We start from the raw sequence: 21230 nt of genomic DNA, 5'->3' as shown, positions 1-21230 counted from the left end.
TGATTTTTGGGGTTCTGTGAGAGTCAGAGAAATTTTGGTTGAGATTGGTTGGACCAATTACGCGCTTGCCGCTCCGGCTTAGCCTGTATAACGCGATTATCTGGAAGCTTGCTCGTAAAAGCGGAGCGAAGTGGTTTGCTTACTGGAAAGCGCAGATAACATGCATTCTGAAAAACGTGAATCTGCATTTAAGGGAGGCTGTTTGAAAATGCAACAATCCGGGGTTATTCTCGCTGTACGGAACTTTACCGTACAGTTAAAGGCATCGCCCGCAAGGAGGATTATCATGGCCTCGCAATCTAAAAAAGAGCGTCTTGAATGCCGTCTTTCCTCTGACGACAAAGCGAGTATTGAAGCCGCCGCCAGCCTGGAGAAAGTGAGCGTGTCTCAATTTATTGTTGATTCCGCCTGTAAGCGCGCGCAGTTGCTTCTTGAAGAGCACAGCCGCATCAAATTAACCGAGCAAGGGTGGCTTGCCGTAATGGCTGCGCTGGATAACCCACCCGCACCAAACGAGCCACTACAGCGTGCTTTTAAGCGGCTTGATGAAGATGAAATCTGGGAATGAAGCTGAAAAAAGGCGTTTTTCCCTTCGCGCCTGAGCAGGGATGGGCAATGGCTTCTTTTGATTGCGGCTGTCGTGAACTGGATGTTTTTTTACGCGACCGCCTTGCCCTTCAGCAGCAGCGTAATGTGCTGCGTGCATGGGTGCTCCTTACAAATGAACCGGAACCTGCTATTGCCGGTTATTACACTTTATCCGGCGCTTCTTTTGAAAAAGCTTTTTTTGGCAACATGCGGCGGCAAATCCCTTACGCTAATGCGCCCTGTATCTTATTAGGAAGACTGGCGATAGATAAACGGTTTGCCGGAAAGGGGCTGGGTTCTATGCTGGTAGCTGATGCGGCCAGGCGAGTTTATGAAGTAGCCCGTACAGTGGGTGTCTATGCCCTGTTTGTAGAGGCGAAAGATGAGCAAGCTGCGGCGTTTTATCAGAAACTTGGATTTATTCCGGTACAAACCACTGATGAACGTAAGAGACTCTTTTTTCCGGTGAATGCGCTTGATACTTTACTTTCACCGCCTGTGGTAAAAGATAGCGGACCGGTGCGGCCCGCTCGATAAAGACGATTAAAACTCGCTTTTCGCAAAGCCCGTCATCTCTTTTAAACCCATCTCGCGGCCCAGCGCGGTCATCGGATGCACCACCACCAGCCCACGCACGCTTTTCTTCAGCTTGCCCATATCGGCCTGCTCTTTTTTGGTAATGGCGCGCTTAAACGGCATCGCCATCAGCTTCTGCGCCTCTTTGCTGAGCTTCTGGTTGCGTACGTCGTGCAGACGAGCGATTTCCGCCTCAAGCGTCTCTTTCTCTTTTTCCAGCTCCATGTATTTGTCTGCGGCTTCCGTCAGCGGCGTGGCGGCCTGCTGGTGGCGGATGGCGTCGAGCCGGTCGCTCAGACGCTTAATTTCTGCTTTTTCGATCTCTTTCATTCACTGCTGACCATCAAAAAGGGGAGTTCTGATGCAAAGGATACACTATCTGGCGGCAGGATCGGTAAAACGGGGGAAACTCTCCCGCCCGCAGGCGGGAGAAAGGGGAGGGATTACTCTTCGCGCTCTTCCCACGCCATGGCGCGTTTGACCGCTTTTTTCCAGCCGTCGTAGCGGTAGTTGCGCTCTACGGTTTCGATGCCAGGACGGAATTCGCGCTCGATGACCGCTTTTTCCTGAAGCTCATCCAGGTTCTGCCAGTAACCCACTGCGAGGCCTGCGAGATAGGCAGCGCCAAGCGCGGTGACTTCGCGCACTTCCGGACGTTCCACGCGCGTGCCGAGAATATCGGCCTGGAACTGCATCAGGAAGTTATTGGCTACCGCGCCGCCGTCCACACGCAGCGCATGCAGGCGCATGCCGGAATCCGCCTGCATCGCTTCCAGCACGTCGCGGGTCTGGAAAGCGATAGACTCAAGCGTAGCGCGGATGATGTGGTTGGAGTTCACGCCGCGCGTCAGGCCGAAAATGGCGCCGCGGGCATACGGGTCCCAGTACGGCGCGCCCAGGCCGGTAAAGGCCGGAACGACGTAAACGCCGTTGGTATCCTTCACTTTGGTGGCGAAATATTCGGAATCGAAAGCGTCGCTGATAAGCTTCATCTCGTCGCGCAGCCACTGAATGGACGCGCCCGCCATAAACACGGCGCCTTCCAGCGCGTAATTCACTTCGCCGCGCGGGCCGCAGGCGATGGTGGTAAGCAGACCATGGGTCGACTTCACCGCTTTATCGCCGGTGTTCATCAGCATGAAGCAGCCGGTGCCGTAGGTGTTTTTCGCCATCCCTTCCTTCACGCAGAGCTGGCCGAACAGCGCCGCCTGCTGGTCGCCCGCGATGCCGGCGATAGGAATACGGGTGCCGCCTTTACCGCCGATGTTGGTCTGGCCGTAGACCTCAGACGATTTACGCACCTGGGGCAGCATCGCACGCGGGATATCCAGCGCGTCCAGCATTTTGTCATCCCAGTCGAGATCGTGAATGTTGAACAGCATGGTGCGGGAAGCGTTGGTGTAGTCGGTTACGTGCACGCGTCCCTGGGTCATTTTCCAGATAAGCCAAGTGTCAACGGTGCCGAACAGCAGTTCGCCGCGATGGGCGCGTTCGCGCGCGCCTTCCACGTGATCCAGAATCCATTTCACTTTGGTGCCGGAGAAATAAGGGTCGATAACCAGGCCGGTAGCCTCACGCACGTACTCTTCCATGCCGTCGCGCTTAAGCTGCTCGCAAATCTCCGACGTGCGGCGGCACTGCCAGACGATAGCGTTATGAATCGGCTTGCCGGTTTCACGTTCCCACACCACCGCCGTTTCGCGCTGGTTGGTAATGCCGATGGCGGCAATCTGATCGGAGCTGATATCCGCTTTCGCCAGCGCTTCCACCAGCGTGGAGCTTTGCGAAGCCCAGATTTCCATTGGGTCATGCTCTACCCAGCCCGCTTTCGGATAGATTTGCGTAAACTCGCGCTGCGAGACGCTGACGATATTCGCGTTATGATCCAGTACTACGGCGCGTGAGCTGGTCGTACCCTGGTCGAGCGCGACGATATACTTTTTTTCTGTAGTCATAGTGGTGTCCCGTCAATCTGTTACAGCGAAGCTTTTTGTTGTGCGGCGGTGGACTGCTCTTCAGCGTCATCCACGCAAGCATCACACGGTAAATGGCGGCCAATCAATTTGCGATAGCCGAATGCGCCAAGCGCCGCCCCGACCACCGGACCCAGCGCGGGCACCAGGAAGTAGGGGATCTCACGCCCGCCGGTAAAGGCGACATTACCCCAGCCCGCAAGCCAGGCGAAGGCTTTCGGTCCTAAGTCGCGCGCCGGGTTCATGGCGAAGCCGGTGAGCGGCCCCATGGAGGCGCCGATGACCGCAATCAGCAGACCAATCAACAAGGGCGCCAGCGGACCACGCGGAATGCCGTTGCCGTCGTCGGTTAACGCCAGGATCACGCCCATCAGGATAGCTGTGATAATCATTTCTACTGCGAAGGCCTGCATAAAATTAATATGCGGATTCGGGTAAGTAGAAAAAATACCGGCCAGGTCGAGGCTTTCCACACTGCCGCGGACCATATGGTGTGTCTGTTCGTAGTCGTAAAAAAGATTGTAATAAAGCCCGTAAACTAACGCCGCTGCGCAAAAAGCGCCGGCAAACTGAGAAAAGATAAAAGGTACAACTTTGCGCCCGTCAAAGCAGGCGAACAGCCACAACGCTATGGTTACCGCCGGATTCAGATGCGCACCAGACACGCCTGCGGTCAGATAGATGGCCATCGCCACCCCCAAACCCCAGATGATACTGATTTCCCACTGGCCGAAACTGGCGCCTGCCACTTTCAGCGCAGCCACACATCCTACACCGAAGAAAATCAACAACCCGGTACCGAGGAACTCTGCGATGCACTGTCCTTTTAAGGTTGATGTTTGACTCATAATCGGGGTCCTGAAGGCAAAGTGAATGTTATTGTTAGCCGGGCGGTAAAACTGTCCGGTATGTCGTGTAGACACAGTGTTAATTTATCGTTAACGAGCAAAAACGAGAAATAACGAAATCGAAATGTGTGTGATGCGTCAAGAAAATGAGCGTTTTCGCGCTATTTCAGAAAAGGATAAATTGCGCTGGCACCATAAATGCGCGAAATGGGTGAGGGAAATGTTAATAACTACCTGCAATGCTTGCAAAGGGCATTCAGCATAGGCTGAAAAGTGTGGCAATCCGCAAACAGCGCGGGATGCCGCTGGACACTGGCTGTCACGCTTCATACAATCGGGACTAGCGTTTTCGCACGTAACATAAGGCGTCGCCGGCAACCGGGACGAGGATAGCCATCCATCAACGCCTTGCAATTCAGGAGAGGTATGACGATGTCATTTGAAGTGTTTGAGAAACTGGAAGCAAAAGTACAGCAGGCGGTTGATACCATCACGCTTTTGCAGATGGAAATCGAAGAGCTGAAAGAAAAGAACAACAGCCTGGCGCAGGAAGTACAAAACGCGCAGGGCAGCCGCGAAGAGCTGGAGCGTGAGAACCATCAGCTGCGCGAACAGCAACACGTATGGCAGGAGCGTCTGCAGGCGCTGCTGGGCAAAATGGAAGAAGTGTGATTTTACGCTTTGACCAAACAAAAACGGGCGCTTAAAGCGCCCGTTTTTGTTATTCGATATCCAGCGGATCTTCGGAGAGGATAATGCCCGTATTGTCGGCATAGAGATGGTCGCCGGAGAAGAAGGTGACGCCGCCGAAATTAACGCGCACGTCGCTTTCGCCGATGCCTTCCCCAGCCGCGCCCACCGGAATGGCGGCGATGGCCTGAATGCCGAGGTCGAGCTCTTCAAGGTCGTCCACCTGACGCACCGCGCCATAGACCACCAGGCCTTCCCACTCGTTCTGCACCGCGAGGCGCGCAAGGTCGGCGTCGACCAGCGCACGGCGTACCGAGCCGCCGCCGTCGACCAGCAGCACGCGGCCGCGGCCGTTCTCCTCGAGCAGCTCATACAGCAACCCGTTGTCCTCGAAACATTTTACCGTGATGATTTGTCCGCCAAACGAAGAGCGGCCGCCAAAGTTAGTAAAAAGCGGCTCAACGACGTTGACCTCTTCCTGGTAGATATCACAAAGCTCAGAAGTATCGTATTTCATTGGCTTAACGCTTAGTTGCTGCAAGAGTTTTCAGTATATCGCTTAACGCGCATTGTTGGCAAAATCATCAATTGTTAATTGATATTTGTCAGCTAAAAAGGCACGCGGCTGAGCACAACGCCCAGCGCAAACAACAGGTTAACCAGCAGCGCGCCTTTTACCGTGCGCTCAAGCATCGGGCGCATCGCGACGGGTTCTTGCTCGCTTAAGACATAGCGCGCCTGTTTAACCAGCAAAGGGGCGGCGAGAACAAACAGCCAGCCCCAGGCGCTTTGCAGCCACAGCAGGTTAAAAACCGCAAGGCAGAGCAGCGAGCCCATCAGCAGCGCAACGTGGTAGCGGCGCGCCATCACCGGCCCCAGACGCACCGCCAGCGTGTTTTTACCGTTCATGCGGTCGCTGTCGATATCGCGCAGGTTATTAATGTTCAACACGGCGGCAGCCAGCAGGCCGCTGGCGGTGGCAGGCAGGACAATCGCCCCGATCAGCGTGTGCGCCTGTAAATACCAGCTGCCGATAACGCTCAGCCAGCCAAAGAAAATAAGCACCGAGAGATCGCCAAGCCCCATATAGCCGTAAGGGCGGTTGCCGACGGTATAGGTAATGGCGGCGACGATAGAGAGCGCGCCAAGCGCCAGAAAGCCGACAAAGTCCGTCATGGTATGACAGGCGACGCGCACCAGCGCAAGCCCGGAAAGGCAAATCAGGATAACGGTGACGACCAGCGCCCGCTTCATCTGCGTCGCGGTGATCACCCCTTTTTGCATGCCGCGCAACGGGCCGATGCGGTCCGGCTTGTCGCTGCCTTTTACCGCGTCGCCATAATCATTAGCGAGGTTCGAGAGAATTTGTAGAAGCCCGGCGGTGAGCAGCGCCAGCAGAGCGACGAGGGGATCGAACATGCCTTGCCAGTAGGCAAGCGCCGTGCCGACCACAATCGAGGCGAAAGCGAGAGGCAGCGTACGCGGGCGCAGGCTTTCCAGCCAGGCCTGGGTACGGCTTAAAGAAACGGTTTCAGTCATGAGTGCGCCAACAATAAAAAATGGGGGCATTGCCCCCATCAACTGTGATGAAAATGCGTTGCGCGCGATTATAGGATAAAACGGCTCAGATCTTCATCTGCCACCAGCTCATCCAGATGTTTGCTTACGTATTGCGCATCAATGGTAATGCTCTGGCCGCCGAGGTCGCTGGCGTCGTAAGAGATATCTTCCATCAGGCGCTCCAGCACGGTGTGCAGACGACGCGCGCCGATGTTTTCGGTGGTTTCGTTCACCTGCCACGCGGCCTGGGCGATACGGCGGATGCCATCGTCAGTAAAGTCGATGTTCACCCCTTCGGTCGCCATCAGCGCTTTGTACTGCATGGTGACCGATGCGTTCGGCTCAGTCAGGATGCGCTCAAAGTCTTCGGTGGTCAGCGCCTGCAGCTCTACGCGGATAGGCAAGCGGCCCTGCAGTTCCGGAATAAGGTCAGACGGGCTTGCCACCTGGAACGCGCCGGAGGCGATAAACAGGATGTGGTCGGTTTTCACCATGCCGTGCTTGGTGGAGACGGTGCAGCCTTCCACCAGCGGCAGCAGGTCGCGCTGCACGCCTTCGCGGGAGACATCCGGGCCGGAAACGTTGCCGCGCTTACAGATTTTGTCGATCTCGTCGATAAAGACGATGCCGTGCTGCTCAACCGCTTCGATAGCCTGCTCTTTCAGCTCTTCCGGGTTAACCAGCTTCGCCGCTTCTTCTTCCACCAGCAGCTTCATGGCGTCTTTGATTTTCAGCTTGCGCGGTTTCTGCTTCTGGCCGCCCAGGTTCTGGAACATCGACTGCAGCTGGCTGGTCATCTCTTCCATACCAGGAGGCGCCATAATCTCCACGCCCATCGGCGCGGCGGCGAGATTGATTTCAATCTCTTTGTCGTCGAGCTCGCCTTCACGCAGTTTTTTGCGGAACGCCTGACGGGCGGCGGAAGGCTCCTGCGCCTGCTCCGGCTGGCCCCAGTTGTTCTTCGCCGGCGGGATCAGCACGTCAAGAATACGCTCTTCGGCCAGCTCTTCAGCGCGATAGCGGTTTTTCTCGATGGACTGCATGCGCACCATTTTAATAGCGGAATCGGTTAGATCGCGGATGATAGAATCCACTTCTTTACCTACGTAGCCCACTTCGGTGAACTTGGTCGCTTCCACTTTAATAAACGGCGCGTTGGCGAGCTTCGCCAGACGACGGGCGATTTCGGTTTTACCGACGCCGGTCGGGCCAATCATCAGAATATTTTTCGGCGTCACTTCATGGCGCAGCTCTTCGTTAAGCTGCATACGGCGCCAGCGGTTACGCAGCGCGATAGCGACAGAACGCTTCGCCGCGTCCTGACCGATAATGTGTTTGTCGAGTTCGCTGACAATTTCGCGAGGAGTCATTTCAGACATGGGAGATCCTTACGCTTTAGAAGGTAATTCTTCGATGGTGAGGAAGTGGTTGGTGTAGATGCAGATATCACCCGCAATCCCCAGCGACTTCTCTACGATTTCACGAGCGCCAAGCTCGGTGTTTTCCAGCAGCGCGCGCGCCGCGGCCTGCGCGTAAGGCCCGCCGGAACCGATGGCGATCAGGTCGTTTTCCGGCTGCACCACGTCGCCGTTGCCGGTGATGATAAGCGAGGCGTTTTCATCCGCCACCGCCAGCAGCGCTTCGAGGCGGCGCAGCATACGGTCGGTGCGCCAGTCTTTCGCCAGCTCAACGGCGGCTTTGACCAGATGGCCCTGGTGCATTTCCAGCTTGCGTTCAAACAGTTCAAACAGCGTGAAGGCGTCTGCGGTGCCGCCTGCAAAACCGGCGATAACTTTGTCGTTATACAGGCGACGCACTTTTTTCACGTTGCCTTTCATCACGGTATTGCCCAGGGTGGCCTGTCCGTCACCACCAATCACGACCTGGCCGTTGCGGCGCACACTTACTATTGTTGTCACGAGCAATCCCCTTATTGCATAGGCTAAAGAAGGGCCCCGCACGGTGTACGGGGCAGAATGCAATTATAGATGGGGGGCGTTTCGGGGCTTTCAACCCCCGGCGGCGAGACGAATGCAGTTTGAATGGCCCGCAAGCTTCAGGCGGGTGAGGGTGCCGTCGGCGTTCTCTTTGCCTTTCATCGGGCCGATAACCACGCGGTTCCAGCCGTTGTTGGCGGTAATGCGTGAATCAAAGCCCTCGAAGGCCAGCTGCGCGCGTACGGTTTCCGCCTGTTCCGCGCCTTTAAACGAGCCGCACTGCACCATCCAGCGGCGCTCGTCTTTTTTCGCGGCAGGCTGTTTCGCCGTTTCCGTCTCGCGGGTGACCGGCGCGCTCTGCTCGGTTTTCGGCTGCGTACGCGTCGCGGTGTTATGCGGCGGCGTTTGCAGCAGATCCTGATAAGGCTGCTGTTGCGCGTTGCTGCGAACCGGCTGCGCGGTTTTCACTTGCGGCTGCTGATACGCCTCGGTGCGCACAGGCTGTTGCTGATAGCTCTGCGCCTGACGCGTTTGCTGCTGATATGCCTGCGGCTGACGAGTCTGCTGCGGCTGGTATGGCTGCTGCTGCTCGGCGACACGCTGCGGGTTACGCTGCTGCTGCGCCGCCGCGTTCAGCTGTTGCTGCTGAATAAGCCGCTGGCGCTGCAGCGTTTGCTGGCGCTGCTCCGGCGTCTGCTCATTCCACGGCACTTCGCTTAGTTGCGTCGGCTGCTGGCGCATATCCGCCTGCATCTGATCAAGCAGCTGGCGCTGTTCGTTGGTCAGTTGCTCCTGGTTCATGATTTCCCCGCCTGCCGTAGGCTCGGTGGGTTTCACAACGCCAGGCTGGCGGCTTTCCAGCTCTTTAATATAACGCCAGCGCTCTTCCGGCTTCGGCGGCAGCCCGTTGCCCGCCACTTTATGGCCCGGCAGCGTCTCCGCCTCTTCTTTCTTGTGATGGGTAATAAAGTACAGGGCGCCGATAAAAGCGACCACCACAGCGGCCGCGATGGCGACCATAGCCGGGGAAACAGCAGGCAGGTTACGTTGCTTTTTGCGGGTAGGACTCTTTTTGCGCCGCGCGGGAGCCGGCTGTCCGCGGCGTACATAATCTCTTTGTGCCACTATCGTTTCGCTGTATTCGTTCGTTATCAGCCCGCCATGTTACTTAAGGGGCGGCCCTTTGACCAGTCGGGGGCGTCTTAAAGCCGCTTATTTTCGCGGCTTCGGCGCGCTGCTTGAGCCGCGAACCACCAGCTCGCAATCGAGCAGGCGCGAACCGCTGTTGACCGTCTGCCCGTGAAGTTGATCGAGCAGCAGCAGCATCGCTTCGCGGCCGATATCAAAACGCGGCTGCGCGACGGTGGTCAGCGGCGGGTCGCAGAAGGCGGAAAGCGAAATATTATCGAAGCCTATCAGCGAGATATCGTCCGGCACCTTATAGCCGCGGCGTTTAGCGAGCGAGAGCGCCCCAAGGGCCATTACGTCGCTGTGACAAAAAACGGCGGTGGGAGGCTTAGGCAGGTCGAGCAGTTGAGAAAGCGCGTTGGCGCCCGCCTCGTAGGTAAAATCGCCCCGGGCGATATAGTGCGGGTCGACGGTAATGCCGCAGCGGCGCAGCGCCTGTATGTAACCCTGCAGGCGATAATGGCACAGCGGCATCTCTTCCGGCCCGGCGATGCAGGCGATACGCTCGTGGCCCAACTCATGCAGGTAATTGACCGCGTTAAAAGCGGCGGTGAGGTTATCAATATGCACCGTCGGCAGTTCCAGCTCCGGCGCGAATTCATTCGCCATCACCATCGGCGGCAGGTTGCGCTGCTCCTCTTTGCTGGCGTCGAAAGGCAGGCGGGAGCCGAGCAGCAGCATGCCGTCGATTTGCTTGGTAATAATCAGGTCGATGAATGTTTTTTCCTGCTGGTTCTGGTGGGCGCAGTCGCCAATCAATACCAGATAGCCTTGCTCCGCCGCCGTGACTTCAATGCCGCGAATAATTTCGCTGAAAAAAGGGTCGCAAATATCCGGTACGATAACGAGGATAGTGCGGGATTCGTTGCGCTTGAGGCTGCGGCTGAGCGAGTTGGGCAGGTAGCCCACGTCGATAGCCGCCTGTTCAACGCGGTGGCGGGTGGTCTGCGATACCTTTTCCGGGTTCATTAAGGCGCGCGATACCGTGGCCGTCGAAACGCGAGCTTTGGCGGCGACATCTTTCATGGTTGCGGCGGCAACCTGCTTCTTGGGCTTCAACTTCTTCTCCTCACCTGCGCCACGGCGGACGCAGATACATCCTGTATCTGACCTACATCACATTCATATCAGCTATTTAAAGCACCGACTTACAAAAATTACATCAGTAATGTGATGGAGATTTTATTTTTTTCGATATGTTTCGCAGAAATCGCCGGGTTGGTTAACTTTCGATCGGGTCCACATCCAGCACCCACTTCACTTTACGCGCGGCGGGCAGGGTGTTGACGAGCGCCAGGCTGTTGCCAAGCAAGCGCTGTAAATGTTGCCGGGAGGGATGCTGTAAAAGCAGTTGCCAGCGGTAGCGGCCGCCGCGTTTGGGTTGCAGCGCGGGCACCGGGCCGAGGATCCATAAATGGTCGTCCGCCAGCGGGCTGGAGCGCAGCAGGTTATGCATCTGATGCAAGAACTGCGGCGCTTCCTGGTTGTTATGATCTTCAGCGCGAATCAGCACATGGCTGCTGAACGGCGGCAGTGATACGCCGACGCGCTCCGCCAGCGCCTGATCGGCGAAGGCGTCATACCCCTGGCTTAAGAGCGTCTGTAATAAAGGATGCTCCGGGTGGTGGGTCTGTAGGATCACTTCGCCCTGTTTGCCGGCGCGGCCAGCGCGGCCCGCCACCTGGGTATAAAGCTGTGCGAAACGTTCGGCGGAGCGGAAATCGGCGGAAAACAGCGCGCCGTCGACATCCAGCAGCGCCACCAGCGTGACGTCAGGAAAGTGATGCCCCTTCGCCAGCATCTGGGTGCCGATAAGAATACGCGCGCCGCCGCGATGCACTTCCGCCAGGTATTGCTCCAGCGCCCCCTTGCGGCTGGTGGTGTCGCGGTCGATGCGGGAAATCGGCACGTCGGGGAAAAGCGGCGCGAGCGTCTGCTCCAGCTGCTCTGTGCCCAGCCCCACCGGCACGGTATGCGTGGAGCCGCACTGCGGGCACTGGCGCGGCACCGGGCGCTGGCTGTCGCAGTGATGGCAGCGCAACTGATGCGTCGCCTGATGCAGCGTGTAGTAATGGTCGCAGCGCGGGCATTCGGCAATCCAGCCGCAGTCATGGCACAGCAGCGCAGGGGCGAAGCCGCGGCGGTTAAGAAACAGGATGACCTGGTTATTGGCCTGCAAATGCTGGCGCATGCTGGCGATAAGCGCGGGCGCAAGCCCCGCCTGCAGCGGCTGGCCTTTTAAGTCCAGAACGTGCTGCAGAGCCGGGCGCGCGTTGCCGGCGCGACGGGTCAGCTTCAGCATGCGGTATTTACGCTGGCGCACGTTGTGCAGCGTTTCCAGCGCAGGCGTGGCGGAGCCAAGGATAATAGGGATCTGCTCGGTATGGGCGCGGTAAACCGCGAGATCCCGGGCGTGGTAGCGGAACCCTTCCTGCTGCTTGTAGGAGCTGTCGTGCTCCTCGTCGATAACGATGACGCCCAGATTTTTAAACGGCGTGAAGAGCGCGGAGCGGGTGCCGATAACGATGGCCGCTTCGCCGCTTTTCGCCTTAAGCCAGGCGCTCAGCCGCTCGCTGTCGTTAAGCCCGGAGTGTAAAACTTCCACCGGCGCGTTAAAGCGTTCGCGAAAGCGGGCGATGGTCTGCGGCGTCAGGCCGATTTCCGGCACCAGCACCAGCGCCTGGCGGCCCTGGGCAAGCACATTCTCCAGCACGCTGAGGTAAACCTCCGTTTTGCCGGAGCCGGTTACGCCCGCCAGCAGCCAGGCGGAAAAGCTGTCCGCCGCGCTGTGAATGGCGCCTACCGCAGTCGCCTGTTCGGTATTAAGCCGCAGACGATCGCCGGAAACGTGGAACGCGGCGCGCCAGTCGGTAACGGCAGGCGATTCGCTGCGCAAATCGCTTAGCGCCTTTTCCCGCAGCGCCTGGAAAGCGGCGTCGGTAAAGCCGAGCTCATTGACTTCATGGCGCCAGATATTGCGCTGGCGCAGCGCGGCAAGCGCCTGCTGCTGCTTCGGCGCGCGCTTAAGGCTTTGCAGGTCGATGCTGCGTCCTTCGTCGGTGGCGAACCAGTACCATAAAGGCGCCGGGCTTGCGGGTTTACCCTGGCGCAACAGCACCGGCAGGGCGTGAAACAGCACGTCGCCAAGCGGGTGATGATAATAATCTGCCGCCCACAGCAGTATCCGCCACAGCGCGGGCGGAAAGAGCGTCTCTGCGTCGAGCGTTTCCACCACGCTTTTTAGCTCATCACGCGGCAGTTCGCTCTGCTCGCTCACGGAGACCACAATGCCGACGCGCTGCTGCTTGCCAAAAGGCACGCGCACGCGGCAGCCTGCGGCCGCCGTCATCTCGTCAGGCAGCAGGTAGTCAAAAGTGCGGGCTAAAGGAACGGGCAAGGCAACATGAGCAACAGGCATGAAAATCATCCGGCTGATAAATACGACGCCATAGTGTACACTGTGTGTCCGTAAAATGGCGCACTCTCTGCTGGGCTGTCCGGCGTTGCCGGCGCGGAAGATTGCAGACAGATTTGCATTGGGTGGTTATTTTCTGTATGATTCGCCGCCTTTGATGTGCAGTTCCGCCATCAAACCTTACTATCAACATCGCGTGGTGTCTGGCGTCAGGGCCGGAAGAGCGACGCGGCCTTAACCGAGGTTTTCCCATGAAAAAAGGTATTCACCCGAATTATGTAGAAATTACTGCAACTTGCTCTTGCGGTAATGTTATCAAAACCCGCTCTACCGTGGGTCACGACCTGAACCTGGACGTGTGCGGCAAATGCCACCCGTTCTTCACTGGTAAGCAGCGTGTTGTTGATACCGGTGGTCGTGTTGAGCGTTTCAACAAACGCTTCAGCATCCCGGGCAGCAAATAAGCTACCCAAAGAAAAGGCGCCGAAAGGCGCCTTTTTTGTTTCTGCGAATCAGTATTCCCAGGTATCCGGGTCGATGCCCAGCTCACGCATAATAACCTTCGCCTCTTCCGGGATCTCGTCGCTGCGGTCTTTACGCAGGTCTTCATCGTTCGGCAGGGGCTGGCCGGTAAACGCGTGCAGGAACGCTTCGCACAGCAGCTCACTGTTAGTGGCGTGACGCAGGTTGTTCACCTGACGACGCGTGCGTTCATCGGTGAGGATTTTTAACACTTTCAGAGGAATGGAAACCGTAATTTTTTTAACTTGTTCACTCTTCTTGCCGTGCTCAGCGTAGGGGCTGATATATTCGCCGCTCCATTCAGCCATGAGATACCTTTAATCCTCTCAGTCATTGGTCCAGGGTCAAAACCTGACGAATCTCACGGTCTTAACCATAACGTCTTTTAGTGTACAGCGTAGAATATACCGTGATGACGGCGCTCGCGCTGCTGCACTGCTCTAAAACCCCAATTTTAACGGTTATTACGCTTTTGCTCAATCTATACGCAAAGAAGTTTAGATGTCCAGATGTATTGACGTCTATTGCCTCAGTGTTTACTCTGTGGCCTGACTTTTATCCGATAAGCCAGGAAACGACTCACCATGACGCGTAAACAGGCCACCATCGCAGTTCGCAGCGGATTAAACGACGACGAGCAGTACGGCTGCGTTGTCCCGCCTATTCATCTCTCCAGCACCTACAATTTCACTGGCTTCAACGAGCCCCGCGCTCACGATTACTCCCGTCGCGGCAACCCGACGCGTGACGTCGTGCAGCGCGCGCTGGCGGAGCTGGAAGGGGGCGCGGGCGCGGTGTTGACCAATACCGGCATGTCGGCCATACATCTGGTCACTACCGTCTTCCTTAAGCCTGGCGATCTGCTGGTGGCGCCGCACGACTGCTACGGCGGCAGCTACCGTCTGTTCGACAGCCTGGCGAAACGCGGCTGCTATCGCGTTAAATTCGTCGATCAGGGCGATGAGGCGGCGTTAAACGCGGCGCTGGCGGAAAAACCGAAGCTGGTGCTGGTGGAAAGCCCGAGCAACCCGCTCCTGCGCGTGGTGGATATTGCGAAAATCTGCGAACTTTCTCGCGAAGCCGGAGCCATAAGCGTGGTGGATAACACCTTCCTGAGCCCGGCGCTGCAAAACCCGCTGGCGCTGGGGGCGGATCTGGTGCTCCATTCCTGCACCAAATACCTCAACGGCCACTCCGATGTCGTGGCGGGAGTGGTCATTGCAAAGGATCCGGACATCGTCACCGAACTGGCATGGTGGGCCAATAATATCGGCGTAACCGGCAGCGCATTCGACAGCTACCTGCTGCTGCGCGGCCTGCGCACGTTAAGCCCGCGCATGGAGGTGGCGCAGCGTAACGCCCAGGCGATTGTCGACTTCCTGAAGACTCAGCCGCTGGTGAAAAAGTTGTATCATCCCTCTCTGCCGGATAACGCGGGGCATGAGATTGCCGCGCGCCAGCAAAAAGGGTTCGGCGCGATGCTGAGTTTTGAGCTGGACGGCGACGAACAGACACTGCGCCGTTTCCTGGGGGGGTTATCGCTGTTTACGCTGGCGGAGTCGCTTGGCGGCGTCGAGAGCCTGATTTCCCACGCGGCGACCATGACGCACGCGGGCATGGCGCCGGAAGCGCGCGCCGCAGCCGGCATTTCCGAGACGCTGTTGCGCATCTCGACAGGTATTGAAGATAGCGAAGATTTGATTGCCGACCTGGAAAATGGCTTCCGGGCGGCGAGTAAGGGGTAAGCATGAGTGTTACAGCGCCTGCAGGGACGAAGGGTCGTCAACTGCATAAATTTGGTGGCAGCAGTCTCGCCGATGTGAAGTGTTACCTGCGGGTGGCGGGCATCATGGCCGACTACTCCCTGCCTGGCGACATGATGGTGGTGTCGGCGGCGGGCAGCACCACCAACCAGTTGATAAGCTGGCTGAAGCTTAGCCAGAGCGACCGTCTCTCCGCCCACCAGGTGCAGCAGGCGCTGCGTCGCTATCAGAGCGAACTGATTAGCGGCCTGCTGCCGCCGGATGTCGCTGATGGACTGATTAGCGAATTCATCCACGATCTTGAACGCCTGGCGGGGCTGCTCGACGGCACCATTACCGATGCGGTTTACGCTGAGGTGGTAGGGCACGGCGAGGTCTGGTCCGCACGGCTGATGGCGGCGGTGCTAAACCAGCAAGGGCTGGAAGCTGCCTGGCTGGATGCGCGCGATTTCCTGCGCGCTGAACGCGCGGCGCAGCCGCAGGTTAATGAAGGGCTCTCTTACCCTCTGTTGCAACAACTGCTGGTTCAGCATCCTGGCAAACGCGTGGTCGTGACCGGCTTTATCTGCCGTAACGACGCGGGCGAAACCGTGCTGCTGGGCCGCAACGGCTCCGACTACTCCGCCACCCAAATCGGCGCGCTGGCCGGGGTTTCTCGCGTCACCATCTGGAGCGACGTGGCGGGCGTTTACAGCGCCGACCCGCGCAAAGTGAAAGACGCCTGCCTGCTGCCGCTGCTGCGCCTGGACGAAGCGAGCGAGCTGGCGCGCCTGGCCGCGCCCGTGCTGCATGCCCGGACTTTACAGCCGGTATCCGGCAGCGATATCGACCTTCAGCTGCGCTGCAGCTACAACCCGGAGCAGGGTTCCACGCGCATTGAGCGTGTACTGGCTTCCGGCACCGGCGCGCGCATCGTCACCAGCCACGACGATGTCTGCCTGATTGAATTCGAAGTGGCCTCGCACCAGGATTTCAAACTGGCGCATAAAGAGGTGGATGCGCTGCTCAAGCGCGCGCAGGTGCGCCCGCTTTCCGTGGGCGTCCACCCGGACCGCAGCCTGCTGCAGCTCTGCTACACCTCAGAGGTGGTGGGCAGCGCGTTGCAGATCCTGGAAGACGCGGGGCTGCCAGGCGAGCTGCGTCTTCGCGAAGGGCTGGCGCTGGTGGCGCTGGTTGGCGCGGGCGTATGCCGCAATCCGCTGCACAGCCACCGCTTCTGGCAGCAATTGAAAGACCAGCCGGTGGAGTTTATCTGGCAGTCGGACGACGGCATCAGCCTCGTGGCGGTGCTGCGCGTCGGGCCGACCGAACACCTGATCCAGGGGCTGCACCAGTCGCTGTTCCGCGCCGAGAAACGCATCGGCCTGATGCTGTTCGGCAAGGGCAACATTGGTTCGCGCTGGCTGGAGCTGTTCGCCCGTGAGCAGGAGACCTTCTCCGCCCGCACCGGGTTTGAGTTTGTGCTGGCGGGCGTGGTGGATAGCCGCCGCAGCCTGCTTAATTACAATGGGCTGGACGCCAGCCGCGCACTCGCCTTCTTTAATGATGAAGCGGTGGAGCATGACGAAGAGTCGCTGTTCCTGTGGATGCGCGCCCACCCTTACGACGACCTGGTGGTGCTCGACGTGACCGCAAGCCAGGAGCTGGCGGACCAGTATCTTGATTTCGCCAGCCACGGCTTCCATGTCATCAGCGCCAACAAGCTGGCCGGGGCAAGCACCAGCAACAAATTCCGCCAGATCCGCGACGCGTTCGCCAAGACGGGCCGTCACTGGCTCTACAACGCCACCGTCGGCGCCGGGCTGCCGGTTAACCACACGGTGCGCGACCTGCGCGACAGCGGCGATAACATTCTGGCTATCAGCGGCATTTTCTCCGGCACGCTTTCCTGGCTGTTCCTGCAGTTCGACGGCACGGTGCCGTTTACCGATCTCGTCGACCAGGCCTGGCAGCAGGGGCTGACGGAGCCGGACCCGCGCGTGGACCTTTCCGGTAAAGACGTGATGCGCAAGCTGGTGATCCTGGCGCGTGAAGCGGGCTATGACATCGAGCCGGAACAGGTGCGCGTGGAATCGCTGGTGCCGGCGGGCTGCGAAGCGGGCTCGGTGGACCATTTCTTCGAAAACGGCGATGAACTGAACGAGCAGATGGTGCAGCGGCTGGAAGCGGCGCGCGAAATGGGCCTGGTGCTGCGCTATGTAGCGCGTTTCGACGCCAGCGGCAAAGCGCGCGTGGGGGTGGAGGCGGTGCGAGCCGAGCACCCGCTGGCCTCGCTGCTGCCGTGCGATAACGTGTTTGCGATTGAGAGCCGCTGGTATCGCGATAACCCGCTGGTGATCCGCGGGCCGGGCGCCGGGCGCGACGTTACCGCCGGCGCGATCCAGTCAGACCTCAACCGGCTGGCGCAGCTGCTCTAATAAAGGCAGGTAATGAAAAGGGAGCCAATGGCTCCTTTTTTTATGCAGCAAGTTACTGGCAGGCGACGCTTATCGCCATGACCTTTCCCCTCACCCTGTCGGGGTGAGGGGCGAAGCGCAAACGCCGCAGGCGATAACCCCCGGGCGAGTCAGCGTGGTGGCGCCACCCGCCATACGTTACCTGCCTTAAGCTCACCTCTGCTCCCCTTGCCTTAACATGAACGTTTTTCATGTTGGCTGAATATTCGTCACGCAAGATAACTATTTTTCTGTTGACGGCCCCTCGCTTTTCCGTCATTTTTACATCTGGACGTCTAAACGTATAGAAGTTCACAACACAACAACGATTATGTAGCGATTGATGAGGTAAGGTATGAGCTTTTTTCACGCCAACCAGCGGGAAGCCCTGAATCAGAGCCTGGCCGAAGTGCAGGGCCAGATTAACGTCTCTTTTGAATTTTTCCCGCCGCGCACCAGTGAAATGGAGCAAACCCTGTGGACCTCCATCGACCGTTTAAGCAGCCTGAAGCCGAAATTCGTTTCGGTGACCTACGGCGCAAACTCCGGCGAGCGCGACCGCACGCACAGCATTATCAAGGGCATTAAAGAGCGCACCGGGCTTGAGGCTGCGCCGCACCTCACCTGCATCGACGCCACCCGCGACGAACTGCGCGCCATTGCACGTGATTACTGGGATAACGGCATCCGTCATATCGTGGCGCTTCGCGGCGACCTGCCGCCGGGCAGCGGCAAGCCGGACATGTACGCAAGCGATCTGGTGGCGCTGCTCAAAGAGGTGGCGGATTTTGATATCTCCGTCGCCGCTTACCCGGAAGTCCACCCGGAAGCAAAAAGCGCGCAGGCGGACCTGCTTAACCTCAAGCGCAAAATCGACGCGGGCGCTAACCGCGCCATCACCCAGTTCTTCTTTGATGTGGAAAGCTACCTGCGCTTTCGCGACCGCTGCGCGGCGACGGGCATTGATGTGGAGATAATCCCGGGCATTCTGCCTGTCTCCAACTTCAAACAGGCGAAAAAGTTTGCCGATATGACCAATGTGCGCATCCCTTCCTGGATGTCGCAAATGTTCGCAGGCCTTGATGACGACGCTGAAACCCGCAAGCTGGTGGGCGCCAATATCGCCATGGACATGGTGAAAATCTTAAGCCGCGAAGGGGTGAAGGACTTCCACTTCTATACGCTCAACCGCGCGGAGATGAGCTACGCCATCTGCCATACGCTTGGGGTAAGACCGGCGGTGGCGGCATAAGCCAGGCAATGAAATAAAGGAGGCGATTGCCTCCTTTATTATTTTGCGCAGAAATGACCTGGTCATCCTGGAATGTGATCTTGCGCAGTAGAGATGAAATAAAATTACCGCTTAATTTATGATTTTTTCTTTCTTTTTAAATTAATCTTCCTGTTATTTACAGGCATTCATTACGCCAATTTAATTTAAGTCGGTAAATGCATTGCCTTTAAATTAAATCAATACCGCCCACCTGTCAGAAAGATATATCTTTCCTGTCTATATTGCTGTCACAGAAAAAATTGATATTCTATCGGAAAACTCTCTTCCTTAAATTTAACGCCATTTAATTTCTGCGCGTTATTATTTAATTTGATCATGGACAGGATCCAGGGAATGTTTTCTCGTTTTTTAATTTTATTATTTGCTGCAGGCCAGATCTGTACTGCGGTAGCTGCGCCTTTATCGCCAGCGCCTACGGCCAGTAGTCGCCCGACCGCCTGTATGGCTCAGAGCGCCTGACGCTTGGCGGCGCGCAGGCAGGGAAAAATGCGGTTGAGAATAACTATCTGAGTGATAAGGACATCACGACCTTCACCGAAAAGTATGCGAATGCGAAGACTGAGGCCGAGAGAGAACAGCTTCAGTCTGACCTGAAAAAGTTGGATACAGAGAAGCAGAAACAAGCCCTTGCTACTGCAATTCCTGTTAACGAGCAGAAAGCAGAACTGGAAAAACTGAAAGTACTGCAAGCGTCGCCGGACTGTAACACGCAATGCCAGCAACTGGTTGCTTACTCAATCTCTGAACTGGAACCGGTGGCGAATAATACAGAGCTGCACAAAACTAACCTGAATAAGGCGATACTCGCCGGACTTATTTTTGGGCTAACAGTAGAGAAACCGGCAGCAAACAATCCCATATCGCGTCTGACAAAGGAACAGCAGCAGTTAATCAGGAACGCGGAATATATAACAACAGCCAGGGGATACAGAATCCATTCCCGCGTGATCTGAACGAAAAAATCGTGTGGAATCAAGTTCGGGCAAATCCAGCTTCTGCTGGAGAACCACTAAAAGGAATGAACAAAGCTCCTCGTTTCCCAACTTCTGCGGGATTCCAGAAAATGGAAGCGAAGCAAAAGCTATCTGATGGTTCAACAATAACAGTGCATTATCAATGTAACTCATATACTGGTAAGGCTTATGATATGAAAATTACCACACCTCAAAGAAATGTTGCTGATCCAGCTAAGGTGATTGATTCTATTAAGGATGTTATTAAATGAAAATAAAAGAAAATGATGGGACACTTATAGATGTTTACGCCATTTACTGGATGAAGGGGAAAACCTATTTTTATGGCCTAGTCAAAGAGTATGGGTTGTCTGTATTTAACGCGGATAAAGTAGAAATTATAGATCCTACAATGTCAGGTGATTTTATTTTTTTTGAAGATGGTATCTTTTTTAACCCTCTCATTGCAGAAGGAATACTGGATGATCTGGTTGAGGGTGATCCAGAAACTTACAGGCGTTTTATTGAAATCCTGAAAGCAGAAGGCCGGATAGATCCAGACTTCCTTTAACTGTAAAAGATCTTACCCGCAATGCCCATCCCCGCGCTTAATCACCGGCACATTACCGGTGTCATTAAGCGCGCCGGGGAAGGTCTTAAACCACTGGAGCATCTTTGGCCTGTTGACGTACGTCACGCTCAGCTCCTCGGCGTAGCCGTACAGCTCGCGGCTGTTCCGGGTGGTGATAACGATGCAGTCCGACATCACCCGTATCTTAACCGGCATCCCGTCAGTAAATCCCGCGTGCATTATCCACTCGACGCGTAAAAATATCGCGTTATGCACGGCCCGGCTGTAGTACTCGCAGCGGGTGATGTGTTGCGACGCTCCAGTTGCGCGGCAGCAGCCACGCCGAAGGCACGACGCAGTCTGCAGTAGGATGGCGCCATCACCGAACCAGCGGGCCTGGCGGGCGGGGACGTTCAGTCGGCGCTGGCAGGTGGCGCAGCGCCGTACCTGGCGGATGTTATCGGCCATAAGCTGAACCTGGACGAGGGCAGTAAAGCGATTGCCCATGCCATCGCCGGAGCCGTCGTGGCGGAGCTTCAGGGACGCAATGCTCTGGCAGGCGCTGCCGGTGCGGTGGCAGGGGAACAGGCAGCTCACATCTTGCTGGCGCAGATGTTCCCGGCAAAAGCGCAGCGGACCTGACCGAAGAAGAGAAGCAGACCATCAGCGCTTTCTCAACGCTTGCGGCAGGGCTTGCTGGCGGCATTGCCGGAGACAGCAGCGCCGGTGTGTTAACCGGTGCGCAGGCAGGGAAAAATGCGGTTGAGAATAACTCGCTGTCTCTGGTTGCCAGAGGTTGCGCGGTTGCAGCGCCGTGCCGGACGAAGGTTGCAGAGCAGTTGCTGGAAATCGGGGTCAAGGCTGGTATTACTGGCGTAGTGGCGAAAACGCTTGCCGACAAACTGACCGCTGATGAA

General features: G+C 57.1%; 23 protein-coding genes and 2 pseudogenes. 12 read left to right on the top strand and 13 right to left on the bottom strand.

The window, feature by feature from the left end; all coding sequences use genetic code 11:
• Positions 1-286 precede the first annotated feature (286 nt).
• Together MT962_RS19740 and MT962_RS19735 are read left to right on the top strand one after the other, a co-directional pair.
• The gene (locus MT962_RS19740) at positions 287-568 is read left to right on the top strand and encodes a DUF1778 domain-containing protein (protein ID WP_029590134.1); all 282 of its coding nucleotides are present in this window, start codon (positions 287-289) and stop codon (positions 566-568) included.
• A complete protein-coding gene (locus MT962_RS19735) occupies positions 565-1125 on the top strand; it encodes a GNAT family N-acetyltransferase (RefSeq protein WP_247366283.1) in 561 nt (186 codons plus the stop codon). The genes MT962_RS19740 and MT962_RS19735 overlap by 4 nt, the downstream gene beginning before the upstream one ends.
• A gap of 6 nt (positions 1126-1131) precedes the next feature.
• On the opposite strand, the gene MT962_RS19730 is transcribed toward MT962_RS19735, so the two are convergent.
• The 3 genes from MT962_RS19730 to MT962_RS19720 all read right to left on the bottom strand — a co-directional run bounded on the left by MT962_RS19730 (position 1132) and on the right by MT962_RS19720 (position 3985).
• Positions 1132-1494, bottom strand: coding sequence for a YibL family ribosome-associated protein (locus MT962_RS19730; RefSeq protein WP_024556744.1), 363 nt, complete (start codon positions 1492-1494; stop codon positions 1132-1134).
• A gap of 113 nt (positions 1495-1607) precedes the next feature.
• Entirely contained in the window at positions 1608-3119 is a 1512-nt protein-coding gene (glpK, locus tag MT962_RS19725; protein WP_024556743.1) for a glycerol kinase GlpK, read from the bottom strand.
• A gap of 20 nt (positions 3120-3139) precedes the next feature.
• Positions 3140-3985, bottom strand: a complete 846-nt coding sequence (locus tag MT962_RS19720; RefSeq protein ID WP_024556742.1) for an MIP/aquaporin family protein — start codon at positions 3983-3985, stop codon at positions 3140-3142.
• A 426-nt stretch (positions 3986-4411) separates the two neighbouring features.
• Between MT962_RS19720 and zapB the strand changes: the two genes are divergently transcribed.
• On the top strand, positions 4412-4657 hold the full coding sequence (gene zapB / locus MT962_RS19715; protein WP_110877497.1) for a septal ring assembly protein ZapB: 246 nt from the start codon (positions 4412-4414) through the stop codon (positions 4655-4657).
• 49 nt (positions 4658-4706) lie between these two features.
• Here the strand turns inward: zapB and rraA are convergent, their stop codons facing one another.
• From rraA to priA, 7 genes are all read right to left on the bottom strand, one after another.
• Positions 4707-5192, bottom strand: coding sequence for a ribonuclease E activity regulator RraA (rraA, locus tag MT962_RS19710; protein ID WP_024556741.1), 486 nt, complete (start codon positions 5190-5192; stop codon positions 4707-4709).
• A gap of 92 nt (positions 5193-5284) precedes the next feature.
• On the bottom strand, positions 5285-6214 hold the full coding sequence (menA, locus tag MT962_RS19705) for a 1,4-dihydroxy-2-naphthoate polyprenyltransferase (RefSeq protein WP_024560426.1): 930 nt from the start codon (positions 6212-6214) through the stop codon (positions 5285-5287).
• Between the two features lie 68 nt (positions 6215-6282).
• Positions 6283-7614: an HslU--HslV peptidase ATPase subunit gene (hslU, locus tag MT962_RS19700; RefSeq protein ID WP_024556739.1), complete on the bottom strand. Its 1332-nt coding sequence runs from the start codon at positions 7612-7614 to the stop codon at positions 6283-6285.
• Between the two features lie 9 nt (positions 7615-7623).
• Positions 7624-8154 carry an ATP-dependent protease subunit HslV gene (gene hslV, locus MT962_RS19695; RefSeq protein ID WP_024553821.1) on the bottom strand — a complete coding sequence of 177 codons (531 nt, stop codon included), beginning with the start codon at positions 8152-8154 and terminating at the stop codon, positions 7624-7626.
• Between the two features lie 90 nt (positions 8155-8244).
• The gene (ftsN, locus tag MT962_RS19690; RefSeq protein WP_048887626.1) at positions 8245-9297 is read right to left on the bottom strand and encodes a cell division protein FtsN; all 1053 of its coding nucleotides are present in this window, start codon (positions 9295-9297) and stop codon (positions 8245-8247) included.
• Between the two features lie 87 nt (positions 9298-9384).
• Complete coding sequence (gene cytR / locus MT962_RS19685) at positions 9385-10419, bottom strand: DNA-binding transcriptional regulator CytR (RefSeq protein WP_048887627.1); 1035 nt, start codon at positions 10417-10419, stop codon at positions 9385-9387.
• 163 nt (positions 10420-10582) lie between these two features.
• Positions 10583-12778: a primosomal protein N' gene (gene priA, locus MT962_RS19680; RefSeq protein ID WP_247366282.1), complete on the bottom strand. Its 2196-nt coding sequence runs from the start codon at positions 12776-12778 to the stop codon at positions 10583-10585.
• Positions 12779-13026: 248 nt separating this feature from the next.
• Between priA and rpmE the strand changes: the two genes are divergently transcribed.
• Positions 13027-13239, top strand: a complete 213-nt coding sequence (rpmE, locus tag MT962_RS19675) for a 50S ribosomal protein L31 (protein ID WP_024553817.1) — start codon at positions 13027-13029, stop codon at positions 13237-13239.
• 48 nt (positions 13240-13287) lie between these two features.
• Here the strand turns inward: rpmE and metJ are convergent, their stop codons facing one another.
• Positions 13288-13605 carry a met regulon transcriptional regulator MetJ gene (gene metJ, locus MT962_RS19670; protein WP_024556735.1) on the bottom strand — a complete coding sequence of 106 codons (318 nt, stop codon included), beginning with the start codon at positions 13603-13605 and terminating at the stop codon, positions 13288-13290.
• Between the two features lie 276 nt (positions 13606-13881).
• On the opposite strand from metJ, the gene metB reads away from it, so the two are divergent.
• From metB to MT962_RS19640, 7 genes and pseudogenes are all read left to right on the top strand, one after another.
• Positions 13882-15042 (top strand): cystathionine gamma-synthase, encoded by a 1161-nt coding sequence (gene metB, locus MT962_RS19665; protein ID WP_247366281.1) that lies wholly within the window; start codon positions 13882-13884, stop codon positions 15040-15042.
• A 2-nt stretch (positions 15043-15044) separates the two neighbouring features.
• Entirely contained in the window at positions 15045-17477 is a 2433-nt protein-coding gene (locus MT962_RS19660) for a bifunctional aspartate kinase/homoserine dehydrogenase II (protein WP_247366280.1), read from the top strand.
• Between the two features lie 373 nt (positions 17478-17850).
• A complete protein-coding gene (gene metF, locus MT962_RS19655; RefSeq protein ID WP_024556731.1) occupies positions 17851-18747 on the top strand; it encodes a methylenetetrahydrofolate reductase in 897 nt (298 codons plus the stop codon).
• A gap of 479 nt (positions 18748-19226) precedes the next feature.
• Positions 19227-19304: pseudogene (locus tag MT962_RS22270) on the top strand (VENN motif pre-toxin domain-containing protein); the annotation flags it as partial.
• 84 nt (positions 19305-19388) lie between these two features.
• Complete coding sequence (locus MT962_RS19650; protein WP_247366279.1) at positions 19389-19742, top strand: hypothetical protein; 354 nt, start codon at positions 19389-19391, stop codon at positions 19740-19742.
• Positions 19743-19753: 11 nt separating this feature from the next.
• Complete coding sequence (locus MT962_RS19645; RefSeq protein WP_247366278.1) at positions 19754-20014, top strand: hypothetical protein; 261 nt, start codon at positions 19754-19756, stop codon at positions 20012-20014.
• On the top strand, positions 20011-20313 hold the full coding sequence (locus MT962_RS19640; RefSeq protein WP_024560421.1) for a hypothetical protein: 303 nt from the start codon (positions 20011-20013) through the stop codon (positions 20311-20313). Before MT962_RS19645 ends, MT962_RS19640 begins: the two co-directional genes overlap by 4 nt.
• A 12-nt stretch (positions 20314-20325) precedes the next feature.
• Here the strand turns inward: MT962_RS19640 and MT962_RS19635 are convergent, their stop codons facing one another.
• Entirely contained in the window at positions 20326-20781 is a 456-nt protein-coding gene (locus tag MT962_RS19635) for a SymE family type I addiction module toxin (RefSeq protein ID WP_247366277.1), read from the bottom strand.
• 170 nt (positions 20782-20951) lie between these two features.
• On the opposite strand from MT962_RS19635, the pseudogene MT962_RS22325 reads away from it, so the two are divergent.
• Positions 20952-21035: pseudogene (locus tag MT962_RS22325) on the top strand (VENN motif pre-toxin domain-containing protein); the annotation flags it as partial.
• Between the two features lie 9 nt (positions 21036-21044).
• Here MT962_RS22325 and MT962_RS22320 read toward each other — a convergent pair.
• Positions 21045-21230, bottom strand: a 186-nt coding sequence (locus tag MT962_RS22320) for a hypothetical protein (RefSeq protein WP_348773193.1), incomplete at its 5' end; no start/stop codon positions are given.

Origin of the sequence: Franconibacter sp. IITDAS19 (genome assembly GCF_023079515.1) — a bacterium.
GTDB lineage: Bacteria > Pseudomonadota > Gammaproteobacteria > Enterobacterales > Enterobacteriaceae > Franconibacter > Franconibacter pulveris.
This window is presented reverse-complemented; position numbering and strand designations above follow the sequence as displayed.